The organism is Falsihalocynthiibacter sp. SS001, from assembly GCF_042445055.1.
Taxonomy (GTDB): domain Bacteria; phylum Pseudomonadota; class Alphaproteobacteria; order Rhodobacterales; family Rhodobacteraceae; genus Falsihalocynthiibacter.
Map to the genome: position 1 here is coordinate 1,726,664 of NZ_CP170339.1, position 19,659 is coordinate 1,746,322.

Below are 19,659 nucleotides of genomic sequence, written 5' to 3' on the forward strand. Positions count from 1 at the left end.
ATAGGCTTTCTTGATCCAAAGGAAAAGCCCCGCAGAGGCGGGGCTTTGCTGTGATTTGGTATTTGCGGCGGATGTGAGCCCACCGCGGCTTGCTTAGCTCTCGGTTGCGGGTGGTGTTTCGCTGAGAACTTCGGCGTCTTCGATTTCGTCTTCTTCAGCTTCTGCGATCCAAGCAACCGAAACAACGGTTTCGCCTTTGCCTGTGTCAAAGACCTTAACCCCACCCGCAGAGCGCGAGCGGAACGAAATGCCTTCGATTGGGCAGCGGATAGACTGGCCTTTGGATGTTGCAAGCATGATCTGGTCGCCCATTTCCACGGGGAAGCTGGCCACAAGGTCGCCGCCGCGCATTGCTTTATCCATTGCTGCGACGCCCATGCCGCCGCGGCCACGAACCGGATAGCCATGCGAGGAACTGATTTTGCCTGCGCCTTGTGCTGTGATCGTAAGGATCAAGTCTTCGGCAGCTTGCATTTCCTCGAAGCGATCTTGCGAAATTGCACCTTCGCCATCTTCGTCCTCATCCACCTCGTCGTCTGTTACGCCAGCCTGTGCGCGGCGCATCTTGAGATAGGCGATACGCTCATCGCTTGTGGCGTCGAAGTGACGGATGATCGACATAGAGACAACTTCTTCGCCATCCTTGAGGCGAATACCGCGAACACCTGTTGATGCACGGCTTTGGAAAACGCGCACTTCGGTGGTCGGGAAGCGGATCGCGCGGCCGGAATCGGTCACGAGCATCACGTCTTCGTCTTCGGAACAAATCCGCGCGTTCACCAGCGAGGCGTCCTCGAATTCATCCTCGAACTTCATCGCAATCTTGCCGTTTGACTTCACATTTGTGAAATCAGACAAGGCGTTACGGCGTACTGTGCCCTTGGAAGTGGCGAACATGATCTGAAGGTTGCCCCATTCGCTATCGGGGGCATCTACAGGCATAATCGCCGCAATCGAGACACCGACAGGGATCGGCAGGATGTTTACAATCGCTTTACCTTTGGAGGTTCGTCCACCCTGTGGCAGGCGCCATGTCTTGAGTTTGTAGACCATCCCGTCCGTCGTAAAGAACAGAAGCTGCGTATGCGTATTTGCAACGAAGAGGTTGGTAACAACATCCTCCTCTTTGGTCTGCATTCCGCCGACACCTTTGCCGCCACGCCGTTGCGCGCGGAAATCTGTGAGCGGTGTGCGTTTGATGTAGCCACCAGAGGTGACAGTCACGACCATCTCTTCTTTTTCGATGAGGTCTTCGTCGTCCATATCGCCAGACCAGTTAACGATCTCGGTACGGCGTGGAACGGCGAACTTTTCTTTTACCTCAGTAAGTTCGTCCGCGATAATTCCCATGATGCGTTCACGGCTGGCAAGGATCGCCAGATACTCGCGGATTTTGCCCGCAAGCTCTTGAAGCTCATCCGTAACCTCTTTGACACCGATCGCAGTAAGGCGCTGTAGGCGCAATTCTAGGATCGCGCGGACCTGTGTATCGGACAGGTTGTAGGTGCCATCTTCGTTCGCGGTGTGGGTCGGATCGTCGATGAGCTTGATGTATTCGATGATCTCGCCAACGGGCCAACGGCGCTCCATCAAACGTGCGCGCGCTTCGGCGGCATCGGCGGAATTGCGAATTGTCGCAACAACTTCGTCGATGTTGGATACCGCAACCGCCAAACCACAGAGAATATGGCTGCGCTCGCGTGCTTTGCGCAACTCAAACGCAGTACGACGGGCGACAACTTCTTCGCGGAAATCAATAAAGCTTGTAAGGAAGCGACGAAGCGTCAGGGTTTCTGGACGCCCGCCATTGAGCGCAAGCATGTTACAACCGAAATAGGTCTGCATCGGTGTAAAGCGGAACAATTGGTTGAGGACCACTTCGGCCGTTGCATCACGTTTGAGTTCAACAACAACACGCACGCCGTTGCGGTCGCTCTCGTCCTGAACGTGCGACACGCCTTCGATCTTTTTCTCGCGGACTTGTTCGGCGATTTTCTCGATCATTGCGGCCTTGTTGACCTGATAGGGAATCTCGTCAACGACAATGGCGTAGCGGTCCTTGCGGATCTCTTCTACGCGGGTCTTGGCGCGAATAATGACCGAGCCGCGCCCCTCAAGATAAGCTTTTCGCGCTCCGGAACGGCCCAGCATGATCGCGCCAGTCGGGAAGTCGGGCCCGAGGATATAGTTCTCGAACAACTCTTCCGAAGTCAGATCGGGGTTTTCGATCAGGGCGAGGGTGCCGTCGATAACTTCGCCAAGGTTGTGCGGCGGGATATTCGTGGCCATACCAACCGCGATACCGCCAGCGCCGTTCACAAGCATATTCGGGAAGCGGCTTGGTAGGACGCTTGGCTCGCGGTCTTTGCCGTCATAGTTGTCTTGGAAATCAACGGTATCTTTGTCGATGTCGGCCAGTACAAAGGCAGCGGGCTTGTCCATGCGCACTTCGGTGTAACGCATCGCAGCGGCATTATCGCCGTCCATCGAGCCAAAGTTGCCCTGACCATCCAAAAGCGGCAGCGACATTGAGAAATCCTGAGCCATCCGCACGAGGGCGTCATAGATCGCGCTATCGCCGTGCGGGTGGTATTTACCCATCACATCGCCAACCGGACGGGCCGATTTCCGATAGGATTTGTCGTGCGTGTTATTTGTCTCGTACATCGCATAGAGGATGCGACGATGAACCGGTTTCAGGCCGTCGCGCAGGTCGGGAATCGCCCGACTTACGATCACGCTCATAGCGTAATCCAGATACGAGGTTTTCATCTCGTCTGAAATTGAAACAACTTCTACATTGCGCTCCGCGCGCTCTGGACGGTTTTCTTCTTCGTTTTCAGGAGTTTCTGGCGTATCGTTCACGTGGATTTACCGCTCTGTTTATTGCATCCAATTTTTTGTTACAATATGTATACACGCCCCCCTGTATTGGGTGCAATGGTGCGTACGAAATTAGGGCGCAATTCCCCGAGAATTACGCCCCTTTTTCTTTGATTTAAGCGGTTTTACGCGTCTACCGAGCGCTGTAGCATCCCAAAGAGATCACGTGGATCATCTGGATCCGCCAGCATATCCAACTGCTGCATGAATTCGGTGCCGCGGATATGGTCTAGAACGAACCGCAACGCCGAGAAATCCTCGATCGCAAAACCAACACCGTCAAAGAGCGTAATCTGATTGGCGGATGTGCGTCCCTCGGCACGGCCAGCAATAACTTCCCAGATTTCTTTGACTGGGTAATCCTCTGGGAGGGCCTGAATCTCACCCTCGATACGTGTTTGGGGCGGATACTCCACAAAGATTTCACTGCGCTTGAGGATATCAGAGTGCAGTTCGGTCTTGCCGGGGCAGTCGCCGCCAATCGCGTTGATGTGAACACCTGCGCCAACCATGTTGTCCGTCAGGATCGTGGCGCATTGCTTGTCTGCAGTGCAGGTCGTGATGATGTGCGCGCCCTCTATTGCATCCTGTGCTGTCTTGCAGGTCGTGATGTTGAGCCCTTTGCCAGCAAGGTTGCGCGCGGCCTTTTCGGTGGCTGCGGGGTCAATGTCGTAGAGACGTATGTCGGTGATGCCGCAAACAGCTTTGGCCGCAAGGCACTGGAACTCGCTTTGGGCGCCATTGCCAATCACCGCCATCGTAGTCGCGCCCTTGGGCATCAGATGTTTGCTCACAAGCGCAGAAGTCGCCGCCGTGCGCAGCGCCGTAAGGACTGTCATCTCGGAAAGTAAAACAGGATAGCCATTGTCCACATTTGCCAAGAGGCCAAACGCCGTGACGGTCTGCAGGCCCTCATGCGTGTTTTTCGGGTGGCCGTTCACATATTTGAAGCCATAGATTTCTCCGTTGCTGGTGGGCATCAACTCGATCACGCCCTCGGCAGAGTGGCTCGCAACGCGCGGGGTTTTGTCGAAGCTCTCCCAGTTTTTGAAGTCCTCTTCGAGATAGGTGACAATCCCCTTCATAAAATCTTCGACGCCGATGCTGTTCACAAGGGCCATCATGTTCTGCACAGAGACAAATGGGACATAAGCCAATGAGGAAGGCAGAAGATTGGGAGCGGTCATTAGGATATCCTTAGCGTGTAAGTTGTTGTACTTCATTAGTAACGTGTCGTGTCGCGGTCAAAAACGCGTCGGCCGAAGATCGAAGCGGTAAGATCAACCATCAGTTCCGCGGTGCGTCCGCGCTCGTCCAGAAATGGGTTCAACTCGACGATATCTAGCGCGCGCACTAATCCACTATCGCAAAGCATTTCCATCGCGAGATGCGCTTCACGAACGGTCGCGCCACCCGGAACGGTGGTTCCAACGGCGGGCGCACAGGAGGGGTCGAGAAAGTCGACATCCAGCGAGACATGCAAAATCCCGTTCGCCGCGCGCACTTGGGACAGGAACGCCTTAAGTGGTGCCGCTATCCCGTGCTCGTCCAGCGCGCGCATGTCGATTGCTGTGGGGCCGTGCGTTACCACTGCTTGACGCTCGGAGGGGTCAACGGAACGCAAACCGATGTAACAGACGTTCTCGCCCGTTACTTTGGGCATTGGTTCGAACCCGTCGAACCCATCAAGCCCCATGGCATAGGCAACAGGGGTGCCGTGCAGATTGCCTGTCGTTGTGGTGTCTAGGGTATGAATATCGGTATGCGCGTCGAGCCAGAGCAGGAACAGCGGACGGTTTTGCTTTTCGGCATAGTCGGCCACACCAGCGATTGTTCCAAGTGACATGGCGTGATCGCCGCCCATGAAAATCGGGGTGCCGCTCTCCATTGCTTTGGATGCCGCGCGCCGCAGGGAGCGCGACCAGCCAATCGTTTCGGCGAGGCCGTGCACTGCGGGGTTATCGCAGTTCGCTCCGGTGATCTCGTCGGGTGCGTAATTTCCCCAGTCCTCAACACTATGCCCCAAATCGGTCAGCGTAGATGCAATCCCCGCCGTTCTTAGGGCATCTGGCCCCATGAGGCAGCCACGGCGCACCTTGCCGCAATCAATTGGTGCGCCCACAAGGACGCAGGTTTGGGAAGTCGTATCAAGTGTCATAGGGAACGCCGTTTTAGGAGTGTTACCTATAGTTTGCCTTGCAAATAGGCCGATATTAACCCATGTTTTCGGCTGAATCGAGATGCATTTGTCCGATACGGAGGAAGAAATGGACGATCTGGATAATCGCCTGATATCGGCATTGCGCAAAAATGCGCGTAAACCGTTGTCCGAATTAGCGGCAGAGTTGGGATCATCCCGCACGACGGTGCGAACGCGCATTGAGCGGCTGGTCGCGCAGGGCGATATCGTTGATTTTACCGTCCGACTACGAGAGGACGTTGCCAAAGCGCCTGTGCGTGGCTTGATGATGCTTGGGATTGAGGGGCGCGGCACGACGCGCATTATTCATAAGTTACTAGGGTTTAGCACCGTTCGTGAAGTCCATTCCACCAACGGAAAGTGGGATCTTATCGTCGAGATCAATGCAAGTAGCCTTGAGGCTTTTGATAAAGTGCTGTCGGATGTGCGCCGCATTGATGGTGTGCAAACAAGTGAGACGAACTTGCTTCTTACGACGCGATCAATGCGCGCGAAGGTCTAGGCGCGGCTGCGCCATGCGGCAATCCAAATCAAGGCAAGAGCAAAGGAAAACAGCGCGTTCCAGCTTGCCATGGAAAGCCCAAGCATTTCCCATGCGACCTCATCGCAACGCACTAGGGGCGCTTCCATGATCTGGGCCATAAGCTCATCTGGCGTCAGATCACCAATTGGACCAGACGTGCAGGTTGTTGGGCCTTCCCACCATCCGCGCTCAACGCCCGTGTGAAACAGGCCGATCCCACTGGTGATAAACGCCGCAATTGCACCAAGAGCCGCGAGAATGCGCGGTCCACCTGCAAAGATAAGCACACCAAGAATAAATGCTGCCGCGTGTGGCCAGCGCTGCCAGAGGCACATCGGGCAGGGCGCAAGGCCGCCGATATACTCAAATCCGAACGCCCCCAAGAGAAGCGCCAAAGAGCCAAAACTGGCGAGTGCGACAAGCCGTTTATCCATCATAACACCTTAATTGCATAAAAGCCGCCAATGAGCAGAACCATAAATACAGTAAAGACCAGCCCAAGGCGACGTTCAATAAAGTCGCGGATCGGCTCGCCGTAAGCGCGCAACAATGCTGCCACCAAGAAGAACCGTATCGCACGCGCAAGAATGGAAGCCACGATAAAGATCGGCAAGCTTAGTCCAGTCGAACCAGAAAGGATTGTGATCACCTTAAACGGGAACGGCGTAACCCCCGCAACAAGGACAGCCCATGCGCCGTATTGATTGTATGTCTCGCGGAACTCGCCAAAGTAGTGCTCTTTGCCATAGAATTCGAGAACCGGGCGACCAACAGTTTCAAACAGGCCCGCCCCGATATAGTAGCCCAACAGCGCCCCAAGCACCGAGCCAATCAGCGCAACGCCAGCTATAACCCACGCCTTGTTCGGGCGCGCGATAATCATCGGGATCATCAACACATCAGGGGGAATGGGGAAAACCGAACTCTCAGCGAAGGCAATAAGACCAAGCGCCCAAAGCGCATAGCGACTCTCGGCGAGGGACATCGTCCAGTTATATAGTGACCGTATCAATTCTGCTCGCCCTTGTTTGGCCGTTTGCTCGTATGGCAATCGTTGCGACATCATTTATCCCATGATGCTTTGACAAGAAAGCCAAAGTTGCGCGCGGTATAAACTATTGCGTGACGCTGCCAAAAAACGCAAAAGGCATCCATGAGTGAGAGCACATCCACATACCCTTTATTTTTGCGTCATTTGGTGCGCGGCTATGCGCTTATTGGCGGGATCGGTTTGATCGCCGCGGCGATCATTACCGTGATTTCTGTTGTTGCGCGTGGTGTCGGCGCCGATGCGATTTCGGGCGATTTCGAGTTGGTTGAACTGGCCACGGGGATTGCTGTTTTCTCGTTCCTTCCTTGGGGGCACATGGTTGGCGCGCATGTTCAGGTGGATGTTCTGGCCGCGCGTTTCGGCACTCGCTTCTATCGGGCGCTTGGCGTGGTGTCGAATGCGCTTATTGCGGTGGTTGCGGTCGTTATCCTATGGCGTCTGTATCTCGGATTTGCCGAGAAATTCCCCTATGGTCCTGAGCCACTGCGCGAGATTTTGGCGATGGGGGCCAAGCCCTTCTTTCCTGAGACAACCTATGAATTACAGGTCCCGATGTGGGTTCCCTATGGGTTTTGCCTTGTGGGGGCATTCCTGTTCGTTTTGGTCGCAATTGCGCGCCTTGTTGCTGATATAAAAGGATAAAAACTGTGACCGGTGTAGAGATTGCGCTAATCGGCTTCGCGCTTATGTTGCTTGCGATTTTCCTGCGCGTGCCTGTGGCTGTCGCGATGGGCGTGACGGGATTTGTCGGTGTCTGGATTGTGCGCGGAAGTGCGGCGGCCCCCCTTAGCCAGCTCAAGACGCTTAGCTTTGATACCTTCTCGAGTTATTCGCTATCTATCGTTCCGATGTTCCTACTGATGGGGCAATTTGCCACCAAATCCGGCATGAGCCGCGCCTTGTTTCAGGCTGCGGCCGACTGGTTGGGGCATCGTCGGGGCGGTATCGCAATGGCAACTGTCGGAGCCTGCGCAGGGTTCGGCGCGATCTGCGGAAGCTCGCTCGCCACAGCAAGCACAATGGGGCAGGTGGCACTTCCCGAGATGCGCCGTGCGGGTTATTCGGATTCAATGGCGACGGGTGTTCTCGCAGCGGGTGGCACTCTGGGCATTCTGATTCCGCCCTCTGTGATTCTGGTGATCTATGCGATTCTGGCGGAGCAGAATATCGCCAAGATGTTTAGTGCTGCGATCATTCCGGGCCTGCTTGCGGCGCTTGGGTATATGATCGCGGTGCGTTTCATGGTGATGCGTGAGGCGCGCGGATTGGCGCTGCCCAAGGTGCCGCTTCGTGCGCGCTTCCGGTCACTCCTGTCTGTTTGGCCCGTTATCATGATTTTTGCTCTGGTGATGGGCGGGATAGCTGCGGATTGGAATTGGGCAGAGGAGGGCGTTCAGGCACTCTTTACCCCGACCGAAGGTGCTGCTGTGGGCATGGTTATGACGGGCCTATACGGTGCCGTAACTGGTGGTCTGACTTGGAAAGGCTTTGTAGAAAGTGTGCTGGCAGCGGGGTCGTCAACGGCGATGATTTTCCTTATTTTGCTCGGCGCGCAGCTCTTCAATACGTTCCTTGCGTTCACCCAGGCCCCACAGACACTTGCGGCGTGGGTTGGCTCTCTTGGCGTGTTGCCGATCTTTGTGCTGCTCGGGATGCTACTGTTTTATCTGGTCTTTGGTTGTGTGATGGACTCGCTCTCGATGATCCTTTTGACCGTTCCGGTTTTCTTTCCAATCATCGAGACTTTGGACTTTGGGCTGAGCGCCGAGGCAACGGCGATCTGGTTCGGTATTCTGGCGCTCGTGACGGTTGAAATTGGCCTTATCACGCCGCCTGTGGGGCTCAATTTGTTCATCATCAACGGCCTCGCTAAAGACGTTCCGATCGGGCAAACCTATCGCGGAGTCCTGCCATTCATTGCATCTGATCTGGTACGCGTGGCGTTGCTGGTGGCTGTTCCCGCGCTGTCCCTTATGTGGATATAGGCGGCGCGGAAATCTGGCAAAAAAATCGCACGAATTGCGTTTTTGCTCTTTTCCCCGACGCCGCAACAGGCTACATCCTCCTCCGTGGCCCGAGTGGCGGAATGGTAGACGCAGGGGATTCAAAATCCCCCGACGCAAGTCGTGTGAGTTCGAGTCTCACCTTGGGCACCACAATTTCCTCAGATATATTCTGTTACCCGAATTCGGGTAATCCGTTTGGGAAAGGCAACCGCGTTAATCATCGGCTGCTTCAATCAGTATTGCCCTGAAATCATTGACGTTTGTGTGCGTCGGACCTGTTTCGACAAGGCCATCAACACTCTCAAAGAAGCTGTAGGCATCATGGTTCGCGAGCGCTGCGAAGGCCTTTTCCTTATCGGCTTTCGTACGTGTTTCAGCCGTCCAGATCGCGCCTGCGTTGTGTTCTGATCCGTCACGCCCATCGGTATCACAGGCGATTGCGGTGATCCTATCTTGATCCCAAGCTGCGAGCGCAAACCCGAGAAGGAATTCGCTACACCGGCCGCCTTTGCCCGGTTTGGCGCGCACCGTGACAGTTGTTTCGCCACCTGAAATAAGGACTGCGGGCGCTTGGACGGGCTGGCCGTGGCGCTTTACCTGTGCTGCGATTCCGGCCATGACTTTGCCAGCCTCGCGCGCTTCGCCCTCAATGGCATCCCCAAGGATCACTGGCGTCACACCTGCCGCTTTCGCTACTTCCGCCGCGGCTTCGAGACTTGCCTGGGGGGCGGCAATGATGCGGGTTTCTGCGTTATTGAACGCAGGGTGTTCTGGCCCTGGGGTCTCTCCGTCGGGGCCGGTCAGGACTTCGCGCATGTGATCGGGCAGCTTGATATCGAAACGTTCAATAATCGCGAGGGCATCAGCAACGGTTGATGTGTCTGGCACCGTCGGGCCCGAAGCAATAATCGACGGCGAATCCCCCGGTACATCGCTGATTGTGAGCGTCACAATACGCGCAGGTGCCGCCGCCACAGCAAGGCGGCCGCCCTTTATCGCGGAAAGGTGCTTGCGCAGTACATTCATCTCGTCAATTGCCGCGCCGGACTCCAAAAGAAGCTTGTTTAACAATTGCTTGTCTTGAAGCGTTAAATCTCCCGCAGGGGCAGACATGAGCGAAGAACCCCCGCCAGAAATCAGACACAGCGCCAGATCGTCCGGCCCAAGCGAGTCGACAATCGCAAGGATTTCGCGCGCGGCATTCAGGCCCGCGTCGTCGGGGACAGGATGGCTTGCCTCAACAATCTTGATGCCTTCGCAAGGGAGTGACGCGCCGTGTGGCACGATCACCAAGCCCTCACAAGCGCCCCATTCCGCTTCAACCGCCTGTGCCATACGCGCTGATGCTTTGCCAGCGCCAACAACCACGGTTCGGCCCTTGGGGCGCTTCGGTAGGTATGCTGGTACGGCGGTAAAGGGATCTGCCGCCCATAGCGCGGCGTCAAATAGCGAGCGGAGAAATTTTTCTGGGGTCATGCTGATCTCGGTTGCGGAGGTTTGTTGATTTATGACGCATTCTAAGTATCTGTCAACAAAAGCAAACTAACCGGACCCTATGCGGTCGCAAATCACACTTGTGGCGCTTCACACCCCAAGCTACAAAGATCAAGCGCGGGTGTAGCTCAATGGTAGAGCAGCAGCTTCCCAAGCTGACGACGAGGGTTCGATTCCCTTCACCCGCTCCAATCTCGATATCTGAGTGCTATCCGCGCCGACGTCTGCGGCGTTTGCCGCCGTCGCTTCCATCGCCAGCGTTATGGTTAACGTTTGGTAGGGTCACGATTGCGCCTAGATGCGGGAAACTGTCGGCCGCGTTGGGGATATTGGAGGCATTTACGAAATGCTCCTGAAAGCGCGGCTCAATCGCGGTTTCGATTTTGTGGATAGCACGAACGGTTGTTTCAATTTCACGGCGCGCGTCTGTGTTGAGTAGGGCGATCCGCGCACCTGTACCCGCCGCGTTTCCAGCCGAGGTGACTTTGTCCAACGCGCAGTCGGGGATCATCCCCAAAATCATGGCGTGCTTGGGGCTGATATGGGCACCAAACGCCCCGCAGAGAACGATGCGATCGACTGTATCGACCTCGAACTTATCCATAAGCAGCCGCGCACCCGAGTAGAGCGCCGCCTTGGCCATCTGAATTTCGCGTATATCTCGATTGGTGACAGTTATTTTGTCGCCGCCCAAATGCGTCGCGTCATAGAGAAGATAGGAATTGGTGCGCCCGTCGGCAAAGCAACGATCAGTTCCGACCTGTTCCGCCGAACCGATTAGGCCAGGGCCATCCACAATCCCAGCCATGCGCATTTCGGCGACACATTCGATAATACCAGAGCCGCAAATGCCCGTAACGCCCGTTGCCAGCGCGGCTTCTTCAAATCCAGCCTCGTTCGACCACAGATCAGAGCCGATGATTTTGAAACGCGGTTCCTTGGTGATGGGATCAATCTCGACCCGCTCAATCGCACCCGGGGCCGCGCGCTGGCCCGCAGAAATCTGCGCGCCCTCAAATGCTGGTCCTGTCGGAGAAGAGCACGCTAAAACACGGTTCTTATTGCCTAATATGATTTCGGCATTGGTCCCAACGTCGACGATGAGCACAAGGTCATCCGACTTTTCTGGTGCCTCGGAAAGTGCGACGGCAGCCGCATCCGCGCCAACGTGGCCAGCGATGCAGGGTAACATATAGAGCGCCGCGTTTTCATGCAGCGGCAGGCCCACTTCATGCGCTGAGAGGTTGAGTGCATCCGAAGTTGCCAGCGCAAACGGTGCTTGCCCCAGTTCATAGGCATCAATCCCCAAAAAGAGGTGATGCATCACGGGGTTACAGACGATTGTTGCATCAATAATCCGCTCGGGCGCAATGCCTGCATCCTTGGCCACATCGCGGCAGAGTTGCGCCATTCCCTCGCGCACGGCGGCAGTCATTTCTCCGCTGCCACCCTCATTCATCATGCCGTAACTGACGCGGCTCATCAGGTCTTCGCCGAATCGGATTTGAGGGTTCATAAGGCCCGCGCTGGCGACGACTTCGCCGGTTTCCAGATTGCAAAGGTGTCCCGCGATTGTTGTGGAGCCGAGATCAACGGCCAATCCGTAAAATGCTGTTTCGTCAAAGCCTTGTGCGATGTCGATAAGGCGTGGCGGAAGGCTGATCCCCGCGTTGTGGATGGTGCATGTCACCGACCATTCACCCTTGCGCAAACACTTTTGGAGGCGGGACAGAATAGGTAGCGTGGTTGTAACACCCTTGATATCCCACTGCTGCGCCAACGCGTTTTGCAGGCGTTCAAAATCACCTGTCGGCTCGTGCATGTCGGGCTGTTCGACCTCAACCAATACACGCCGAATAGATGGCGCGAGGGTGATGTCTCGGGCTTCTGCGCGCTTGCGGACGACCTGCTTGTGAACTTGGCTTTCGGGCGGCACGTCGATGACAACATCGGTTTGGATTGTCGCCTGACAGCCCAAACGTCGCCCCGAGATCAGCCCGCGAATACGGTCATAGCGGGCCTCGACCTCGTTAAAGGGCGAGAGCGCATCCTTGGCGACTGTGACCCCATGTTTGGAAAACTCGCCATAAGAGGGAGCAACCTGACATTTGCTGCATTTACCGCGTCCACCACAAACAGAATCCAGATCAACGCCCAGCTTGCGCGCAGCCGTCAATACGGGCGTTCCCGCAGGGAAGTGACCGCGTTTTCCCGAAGGAGTGAAAATAACGAGGGGATCGGGCTTGCTTTGGCTCACGGGTGTTCTTTCTGTGGCAAACGAAAGGGGCATTTCTGCCCCTTGTTGTAGTGCGCCCTAGCGGCGGCGTCCACCGCGGCGGCCACCGCTTCGCCCGCCACCTGCTGCTGAGGCTTTGGAGGCCTCGGCGAAAGGGGTGCCTGCTTCGACAGCATCCAGAATGCGGCTGAACTTGATCCATTCCGCGCCGTGCGGGTCCTTGTTGTTAAGGAAGTTCGCGGCACGAATGGCTTCCATCTCAACGGGGCGCACAGGGTTCATAATCGCGCTGGTCATCCCAGCACCGATCGCCATAGGGAGGAACGCCGCGTTTACACCGTGGCGGTGCGGAAGGCCAAACGACACGTTTGAAGCACCGCAAGTTGTGTTTACGCCCAGTTCTTCGCGAAGGCGGCGCACGAGTGTAAAGACTTGCTGGCCAGCCGAAGCCATTGCGCCGATGGGCATAACCAGCGGATCAACAACGATGTCATGCGCGGGAATGCCGAAATCAGCGGCGCGCTCGACGATTTTCTTGGCAACGGCAAAACGGACTTCGGGATCTTCGGAAATACCCGTATCGTCATTCGAGATCGCAACCACCGGAACATTGTATTTCTTGACCAGCGGAAGAACCACCTCAAGACGGTCTTCTTCACCAGTGACAGAGTTCAAAAGCGGGCGGCCTTCGGCAGCCTCAAGACCCGCCTTGAGCGCATCAGGAACCGAGCTATCGATACATAAAGGAATGTCCACAATTGCTTGAACTCGCTCAATAAGTTCGCGCATCAATGGTGGCTCGACAAAGTTGTTGTCAGCATAGCGCGGGTCTTCGGCCATCTTATTGGAGAAGACAGCACCGGAGTTGATATCCAGAATATTCGCACCACAAAGCGCCTGTTCGATGGCGTCTTTTTCAATTGTCGAGAAGTCCCCAAGCTCAAGCTCGGCGGCAAGCTTCTTGCGGCCTGTAGGGTTAATCCGTTCGCCGATCACGCAAAAGGGTTCGTCAAAGCCGATGATGGCTGTCTTGGATTTACTTTCAACGACGGTACGGGTCATGGAGTGTCCTTATGGGGTACTTATTGTGCCGGAATGGCAGAGTTTGCGTTGGTTTGGGCAAGCGCCCAATTGGCGTTGGTTGTAATGCCACCCAAGGGGAAGAAATGCAATGATTTCAGCGCGGTCTCGGGGTAGGTTGATTTATATTGTGCAAGATCACGCACGAGGTCATCCGGTGTAAACGGGCGCACAAGTTTGCTGACGTCGCGGGCGCGTTTCTGAAGCACCGAGAGTGATGGTCCGACGCCACAGGCAATAGCGAACCGAATGAGCGTCTGAAGTTTCGCGGGCCCCGCAACGCCAAGGTTTACGGGCATCGAAATATCATTCTCCGCAAGGCGCTCAAGCCATTGTGTGACTGGATCTGCGGCAAATGCGAACTGGGTAACGATGGACATTGGGATGCCTGATTGCCGGCTGAAATTCTGCTTCCAGCGCAGCGCATTCATGACGATCTCTTCGCCGCCGTTTGGATCAATATCACGATTCCCCTCAGGGTGGCCCGCAATGAACAGATGTTTGAACCCGTCAAAGCATCCCGTTTCGAGAAGCTGCATGGAGCTATCGAAGGCGCCTTCTGCATCCTTTACGCCACCCGCCAGAACAAGCGCCTGATCAACACCTGCTTCGCCCTGATAGCGAGCAATCCAGTCCGCGAGCATGGCGCGGTCCTGAATGATGCGCGCGGGGAAGTGCGGAACCACCTGCATCCCATCACGCGCGAGCCTTGCTGCGGTTTCAACCATCTCAGAGATGGGCGTTCCCGCGATATGCGCCACGTAAACGCGGGTGTCTTGAGGGAGGAGGGCCGTGAAATCATCGACTTTGGCTGCCGTACGGGGCATCACCTCGATGGAATAATCCTCCATCAGGGCGCTCACCTCACGCGGTACGGTGATGTGGCGTTCGATATTTACTGGACGCTTGAAAGACAAAAGCGACATGGTTCCCTCCAAAGTGAAAGCGGGCTAGGCCCACCCGTTATTGGAAATCAGCGTCTTGAGGCGTTCGCGATCATATTCCAGTTCGAGCGCATCGGCCTTGGCTTGAGCGGCTTCCTGGTCCTGTCCTTCAACCTCGACGGGGTCGGCTTTGCGCCATTCCGCGAGGTATTCGTCCGTTCCCGCCGCTCCGGATTTCATTGCTGCGCGATCAATCGCTTGTTCAAACCGCTCAGAGAGCTGAATTTTAACACCACGACGACCACGACCAACGATAACCTGTGCGGGAATATCCCGCCAATAAACGATGGTGACCTTAGCCATTGCTGATTCCCTTCTCACTTAAATGTAGGAAGCCAGCGCGGGATTTCATGGTCGGTTTTCGACCTGACACCTCAATTTCGCGACTTCTCACCGGATCGTGCATTCTTGTTGTACCCATAGAGGCTTGGACTGTGTTGCGCCACAGCGTGTCATAGGAAAAATCTTCATGTTGATTATGAGGGCGGCAATTCCGCGTCGTAACGGCGGGTCGCGCCTTGCGTCCGAGCGCTCAAGAGCTTACTTTGGGGGTAACTCGATATGAAAGGGCGTAGATATGACGCCCAAGCGTCCCAATGGTGCGGGCGCGGTCCCTAAAACGGTTGATTCCCCTGCGCCAAAACAGAACGAATCCGTTCCGCTCTATGCGGCACTGGATTTAGGAACAAACAGCTGTCGCATGCTCGTTGCGCGCCCAAAAGGTGCGCAGTTCGAGGTGGTTGATAGCTTCTCGAAGTCGGTACAGCTCGGTTCCGGGCTTGAGGCTTCGGGCCGTTTGTCGCGTGGGTCCATCGCGCGGACCGTGCAGGCCATGCGCATTTGTCAAAAGAAGCTGCGGCGCCACAACGTCAAACGTATGCGCCTTGTGGCAACAGAGGCCTGTCGCCGCGCAAGTAATGGCAACGAACTGATTGCCCGCGTAAAGCGAGAAACCGGGCTCAAGCTCGAAATCATCCCCGCACAAGAAGAAGCCCGCCTTGCCGTCATAAGTTGTGCGCCCCTCATGAGCCACAAGACCGAGCAATTGCTTGTGGTGGATATCGGCGGCGGCAGTACAGAGCTTGTTTGGCTAGATGTCGCGCATTTGCGTAAAAGCGAGCGGAAACAGGCGATTATGCAGGTTTCTCACGGCTTCCGCAAAGGCCAGATGCGCGAGGGGAAGGCGCGAATTGTGGACTGGATTTCGGTTCCCCTTGGCGTGGCAACATTGCGGGATCAGTTCATGGATGTGGACGATGATGCTGCGCGTTTCGCGCTAATGAGTTGGTTTTTCGAAGAGAAGCTGGCGGATTTCGCACCCTATATCTCCGAGCACGTACGCGAAGGTTTTCAGATCATCGGCACGTCGGGCACCGTTACGACGGTCGCTGCCAGCCACCTTAATTTGCGACGCTATGATCGCAATAAGGTTGATGGTCTTCAGATGACGAGCGACGAGATTGATGCCGTCATTCAGGACTATCTGGCGCTTGGTCCCGCAGGGCGCCGCGCCGATCCGCGTATTGGTAAAGATCGTCAGGCCCTGATAATGTCGGGTGCTGCGATCCTTCAGGCCTTGCTGCGGATATGGCCAACGGATAAATTATCAGTTGCGGATCGCGGTTTGCGCGAAGGGCTGTTATATGCCCTCATGAGCGCAGATGGCGTGCTAATAGATGAGGCCGATTAAATGGCGCAAGGTTCAGGAAAAGACGGCTCTGGTCGTAGAAAACGCGGCCAAGGCGTAAATGGTCCGGGGACACGTGGCAGCTCAGGTCGCGGGTTGCGGGATTTGCGCGTCAAGGTAAAGAGCGCAAGAGGGCGCAAGCTTTCGTCGACGCTCTGGCTTGAACGCCAGTTGAACGACCCCTATGTCAAACGCGCTGGGGCCGATGGGTACCGTGGGCGTGCGGCCTATAAGATATTGGAACTGGACGATAAGTTCCGTTTTCTCGTGCCGGGAGCGCGTGTTGTGGATCTAGGCTGTGCTCCGGGTGGTTGGTGTCAGGTAGCTGTGCGCCGCGTGAACGCACTTGGCGAGAAAAAGGGCAAGGCAATCGGAACCGTACTTGGGGTTGACCTTCAAGAGGTGGAGCCAATTGCCGGTGCTGAAATCCATGTGCTCGATTTCCTTGAGAATGACGCGGATGAGAAAGTCAAAGGCTGGCTCAATGGGCGCGCGAATGTTGTCATGAGCGATATGGCGGCGTCGGCCTCGGGCCACAAACAGACCGATCACAACCGTATTATGGCCTTGTGCGAGGCTGCGGCATACTTCGCATTTGATGTGCTTGAAGAGGACGGGACCTTCGTAGCCAAGGTCCTTGCGGGTGGTGCAGAAGACTATCTGCAAAAAATTCTGCGGATTAAGTTTAAGAAGGTCAGCTATGTAAAACCCCCCGCAAGCCGCGCCGATAGCTCGGAGAAGTTTATCGTCGCAACCGGTTTTCGTGGGGCAACAAAATTGGAAGAAGAGGATTAGGGCCCTCTTCTAACCTGTTGTTTGTAATCAAATTCCGCTCAAATCACGCAAGATAGGGCAGTCGGGCCGATCATCACCCGCGCATTTGTTTACCAGATCGCCGAGTGTGTCTCGCATTGTCTTTAGCTCCGCGATTTTTCGGTCAATCTCGTTCAGATGCTCTGTCGCTAGGAGCTTAACATCCGCACTCTCGCGGGTGTCATCTTCGTAGAGAGATAACAGCGTTCTGCAATCCTGTATGCTAAACCCAAGCCCTCGGGCACGCCCCAAAAACTGAAGTTTGTGCTGGTCGCTCTCGACAAAAACTCGATACCCGTTGGCGTCGCGTTTGGGCTTAATCAGGTTTATCTCTTCGTAATAACGTATTGTTTTTGCGGGAAGTTGTGTGCGTTCGGCAATCTCGCCAATATTCATCTTTGCCTCCTATTGACTGATTTCAGCGGGCTTCAACCAACGAAGCCGCAAGGCATTCGCCAGAACGAAAACGCTGGACAATGACATGGCCGCTGCCGCGAAAATCGGCGAGAGCAACGTGCCGTTAATGGGATAGAGCAGCCCTGCAGCAATCGGGATCAGAAGGACGTTATACCCGAACGCCCAAAAGAGGTTCTCGTGAATATTTCGCAGGGTTGATTTGCTGATGTCATACGCGTTCACAACCCCCATTGGATCACCGGACATAAGCACCACTTCGGCGGCCTCAATCGCTACTTCGGTGCCTGTGCCGATCGCGATCCCAACGTCCGCAGCGGCGAGGGCGGGTGCGTCGTTAATTCCGTCGCCAACAAAGGCCACGTTTGCGCCGTCACTCTTCAGACGCTCAACCTCTGCAATCTTGCCTTCTGGGAGAACCTCAGAGATGACGCGCTCGATGCCAAGTTGTGCGGCGATTGCGTTTGCAGTCCCTGCGTTATCCCCTGTAATCATAGCGACTTCTACGCCGCGTTCTTTGAGCGCACGCACCGCGATCCTACTCGTTTCCTTGATCGGATCCGCAACCGCGAGGATCGCAGCGGCCTGTCCGTCAATCGCCACATAGAGCGGAGATTTCCCATTTTTCCCAAGCTGTTCCTGATGATCCGCAAAGTCATCAATGGCAATCCCCTCGCGGCGAAGATAGCGATCCGCGCCGATCAGAACCTGCTTGCCATCCACCTGAGCCCGCACGCCATATCCTGTTTCCGAGTTAAAATCAGAAACCTGCGCCATGCTAAGTCCACGTTCCTCAGCAGCAGTAACAATGGCGCGTGCAATCGGATGCTCGGAACTGTTCTCGACCGAGGCTACAACCCGCAGCGTTTCATCCTCGTCGATGTTCGCGGCAGTTATGAAATCGGTGAGCTCTGGTTGCCCCATTGTGAGCGTGCCCGTTTTATCAAACGCCACAACCGACACATGCTTGAGCGATTGAAGCGCGTCCCCTTGACGAAACAAGACGCCCAGTTCGGCGGCACGGCCTGTGCCGACCATGATTGATGTGGGTGTTGCCAATCCCATTGCGCAAGGGCAGGCGATGATAAGCACAGAAACGCCAGCAACCACCGCGAACCTAAGCGTGGGTTCGGGACCCAAGAAGAGCCAAACCAGAACGGTAAGCGCAGCGATTCCTAAAACAATAGGCACAAACCACCCTGTAATCCGATCAACGATACCTTGGATCGGAAGTTTTGCGCCCTGAGCCTGTGTCACCATGTTAACGATTTGCGCAAGCAGCGTGTCCTCTCCGATGCGCGTTGCCCGAAACCGAAACGCGCCCGCGTTATTGATCGTGGCACCAACCACGGTGTCGCCCTCGGCCTTCTTAACAGGTGCGGGTTCGCCGGTGACCATGCTTTCGTCAACATAGCTGCTCCCGTCCACGACAACCCCGTCCGTCGGGATTTTCTCGCCCGGTCTGACGTAGATCAGATCACCGACGATCACGTCTTCAATCGGCAGTTCTTTGATCACGTCATCCCGCAGCACCCGTGCTGTTTGGGGACGCAGCGCGAGGAGCTTCTTGATAGCATCTCCTGTGTGTTGTTTCGCGCGCGCCTCAAGAAACCGACCGAGCAGGATCAGAACGACGATCACTGCGGCGGCTTCGTAGTAAACATTGTTGGTTCCCGCAGGCAGCAGTGAGGGCGCGAATGTTGCAACCACCGAGTAGAGGTAAGCCGCGCTTGTGCCCATCGCTACAAGAGAGTTCATATCGGGATGCCCCTTAACAAGAGCAGGGAACCCCTTGACATAAAACTGTAATCCCGGACCTAACAGCACCGCCGTTGTAAGGGCAAACTGGATCAGACGGCTTATGTCGGTGCCGATTGTCTGGGCGATAAAGTGGTGGAAAACGGGAAATATATGACCGCCCATCTCAAGTATAAATACGGGTGCAGCCAATAGTGCGGCGATAATGACCTGCCGCTTGAGGGTCCGTGCTTCTTCGGCCTTTTGCGCGTTGCTTTCGTCCTGCGAGGGGATGTCGACCGTTGCGGCGTATCCCGTTGCGGTTGCGATTTCGGCGATCTCGGCGGGCGTGATAGCGCTCGCGTTAAATTCCACCTGCGCGGTTTCGGAGGCAAGGTTTACCTGTGCGGCCAACACGCCGTTGGCAGCTTGGAGAGCTTTCTCGACCCGCCCAACGCAGGAGGCGCAACTCATGCCGGAAATTTGGAGCAATACTGTATTCTTGGTCGTCATTTGAGACTCGCTTCGTTGTGTATTGAACTTAATTGGGGCTTCCAGTCACGGGAAGGTCAAGGGCCAAGCGCATTTTTT

At 55.7% G+C, this 19,659-nt stretch carries 17 protein-coding genes and 2 tRNA genes; 7 read left to right on the forward strand and 12 right to left on the reverse strand.

Annotated features, from left to right (window positions below; translation table 11 throughout):
• Nucleotides 1–93: 93 nt before the first annotated feature.
• From gyrA to rocF, 3 genes are all read right to left on the reverse strand, one after another.
• Nucleotides 94–2,865, reverse strand: coding sequence for a DNA gyrase subunit A (gyrA, locus tag ACFE33_RS08315; protein ID WP_380052218.1), 2,772 nt, complete (start codon nucleotides 2,863–2,865; stop codon nucleotides 94–96).
• A 143-nt stretch (nucleotides 2,866–3,008) separates the two neighbouring features.
• On the reverse strand, nucleotides 3,009–4,070 hold the full coding sequence (locus tag ACFE33_RS08320) for an ornithine cyclodeaminase (protein WP_380052221.1): 1,062 nt from the start codon (nucleotides 4,068–4,070) through the stop codon (nucleotides 3,009–3,011).
• 35 nt (nucleotides 4,071–4,105) lie between these two features.
• Entirely contained in the window at nucleotides 4,106–5,041 is a 936-nt protein-coding gene (gene rocF / locus ACFE33_RS08325) for an arginase (RefSeq protein ID WP_380052224.1), read from the reverse strand.
• Nucleotides 5,042–5,150: 109 nt separating this feature from the next.
• Here rocF and ACFE33_RS08330 point away from each other — a divergent pair, with 109 nt between their 5' ends.
• Nucleotides 5,151–5,585: an Lrp/AsnC family transcriptional regulator gene (locus ACFE33_RS08330; RefSeq protein WP_380052227.1), complete on the forward strand. Its 435-nt coding sequence runs from the start codon at nucleotides 5,151–5,153 to the stop codon at nucleotides 5,583–5,585.
• On the opposite strand, the gene ACFE33_RS08335 is transcribed toward ACFE33_RS08330, so the two are convergent.
• Both ACFE33_RS08335 and ACFE33_RS08340 read right to left on the reverse strand, forming a co-directional pair.
• Complete coding sequence (locus ACFE33_RS08335) at nucleotides 5,582–6,043, reverse strand: disulfide bond formation protein B (RefSeq protein WP_380052230.1); 462 nt, start codon at nucleotides 6,041–6,043, stop codon at nucleotides 5,582–5,584. The two genes, ACFE33_RS08330 and ACFE33_RS08335, sit on opposite strands and share 4 nt — an antisense overlap.
• Entirely contained in the window at nucleotides 6,040–6,618 is a 579-nt protein-coding gene (locus ACFE33_RS08340) for a YqaA family protein (protein WP_380052233.1), read from the reverse strand. The genes ACFE33_RS08335 and ACFE33_RS08340 overlap by 4 nt, the downstream gene beginning before the upstream one ends.
• 141 nt (nucleotides 6,619–6,759) lie before the next feature.
• Here ACFE33_RS08340 and ACFE33_RS08345 point away from each other — a divergent pair, with 141 nt between their 5' ends.
• The 3 genes from ACFE33_RS08345 (at nucleotide 6,760) to ACFE33_RS08355 (ending at nucleotide 8,813) form a co-directional block, all read left to right on the forward strand.
• The gene (locus tag ACFE33_RS08345; RefSeq protein ID WP_380052236.1) at nucleotides 6,760–7,299 is read left to right on the forward strand and encodes a TRAP transporter small permease; all 540 of its coding nucleotides are present in this window, start codon (nucleotides 6,760–6,762) and stop codon (nucleotides 7,297–7,299) included.
• Nucleotides 7,300–7,304: 5 nt separating this feature from the next.
• A complete protein-coding gene (locus ACFE33_RS08350) occupies nucleotides 7,305–8,642 on the forward strand; it encodes a TRAP transporter large permease (protein WP_380052238.1) in 1,338 nt (445 codons plus the stop codon).
• 87 nt (nucleotides 8,643–8,729) lie between these two features.
• Nucleotides 8,730–8,813: transfer RNA gene (locus ACFE33_RS08355), tRNA-Leu, on the forward strand.
• Nucleotides 8,814–8,876: 63 nt separating this feature from the next.
• Here the strand turns inward: ACFE33_RS08355 and ACFE33_RS08360 are convergent.
• Nucleotides 8,877–10,139, reverse strand: coding sequence for a glycerate kinase (locus ACFE33_RS08360; protein WP_380052240.1), 1,263 nt, complete (start codon nucleotides 10,137–10,139; stop codon nucleotides 8,877–8,879).
• A 135-nt stretch (nucleotides 10,140–10,274) separates the two neighbouring features.
• On the opposite strand from ACFE33_RS08360, the gene ACFE33_RS08365 reads away from it, so the two are divergent.
• A tRNA-Gly gene (locus ACFE33_RS08365) sits at nucleotides 10,275–10,348 on the forward strand.
• Between the two features lie 17 nt (nucleotides 10,349–10,365).
• On the opposite strand, the gene ACFE33_RS08370 is transcribed toward ACFE33_RS08365, so the two are convergent.
• The 4 genes from ACFE33_RS08370 to ACFE33_RS08385 are packed head-to-tail and all read right to left on the reverse strand — an operon-like array spanning nucleotide 10,366 to nucleotide 14,720.
• A complete protein-coding gene (locus ACFE33_RS08370; RefSeq protein WP_380052242.1) occupies nucleotides 10,366–12,447 on the reverse strand; it encodes an ASKHA domain-containing protein in 2,082 nt (693 codons plus the stop codon).
• 24 nt (nucleotides 12,448–12,471) lie between these two features.
• Nucleotides 12,472–13,455: a methyltetrahydrofolate cobalamin methyltransferase gene (locus ACFE33_RS08375; RefSeq protein WP_380052245.1), complete on the reverse strand. Its 984-nt coding sequence runs from the start codon at nucleotides 13,453–13,455 to the stop codon at nucleotides 12,472–12,474.
• Nucleotides 13,456–13,475: 20 nt separating this feature from the next.
• A complete protein-coding gene (locus ACFE33_RS08380; RefSeq protein WP_380052248.1) occupies nucleotides 13,476–14,399 on the reverse strand; it encodes a methylenetetrahydrofolate reductase in 924 nt (307 codons plus the stop codon).
• 24 nt (nucleotides 14,400–14,423) lie between these two features.
• The gene (locus tag ACFE33_RS08385) at nucleotides 14,424–14,720 is read right to left on the reverse strand and encodes a virulence factor (protein WP_380052251.1); all 297 of its coding nucleotides are present in this window, start codon (nucleotides 14,718–14,720) and stop codon (nucleotides 14,424–14,426) included.
• 274 nt (nucleotides 14,721–14,994) lie between these two features.
• Between ACFE33_RS08385 and ACFE33_RS08390 the strand changes: the two genes are divergently transcribed.
• Together ACFE33_RS08390 and ACFE33_RS08395 are read left to right on the forward strand one after the other, a co-directional pair.
• The gene (locus ACFE33_RS08390) at nucleotides 14,995–16,107 is read left to right on the forward strand and encodes a Ppx/GppA phosphatase family protein (protein WP_380052254.1); all 1,113 of its coding nucleotides are present in this window, start codon (nucleotides 14,995–14,997) and stop codon (nucleotides 16,105–16,107) included.
• Nucleotides 16,108–16,899, forward strand: a complete 792-nt coding sequence (locus tag ACFE33_RS08395) for an RlmE family RNA methyltransferase (protein WP_380052257.1) — start codon at nucleotides 16,108–16,110, stop codon at nucleotides 16,897–16,899.
• Between the two features lie 27 nt (nucleotides 16,900–16,926).
• Here ACFE33_RS08395 and cueR read toward each other — a convergent pair whose 3' ends face one another.
• Nucleotides 16,927–17,313, reverse strand: coding sequence for a Cu(I)-responsive transcriptional regulator (gene cueR / locus ACFE33_RS08400; RefSeq protein ID WP_380052260.1), 387 nt, complete (start codon nucleotides 17,311–17,313; stop codon nucleotides 16,927–16,929).
• A 9-nt stretch (nucleotides 17,314–17,322) separates the two neighbouring features.
• Entirely contained in the window at nucleotides 17,323–19,581 is a 2,259-nt protein-coding gene (locus ACFE33_RS08405) for a heavy metal translocating P-type ATPase (RefSeq protein WP_380052263.1), read from the reverse strand.
• Nucleotides 19,582–19,659 lie beyond the last annotated feature (78 nt).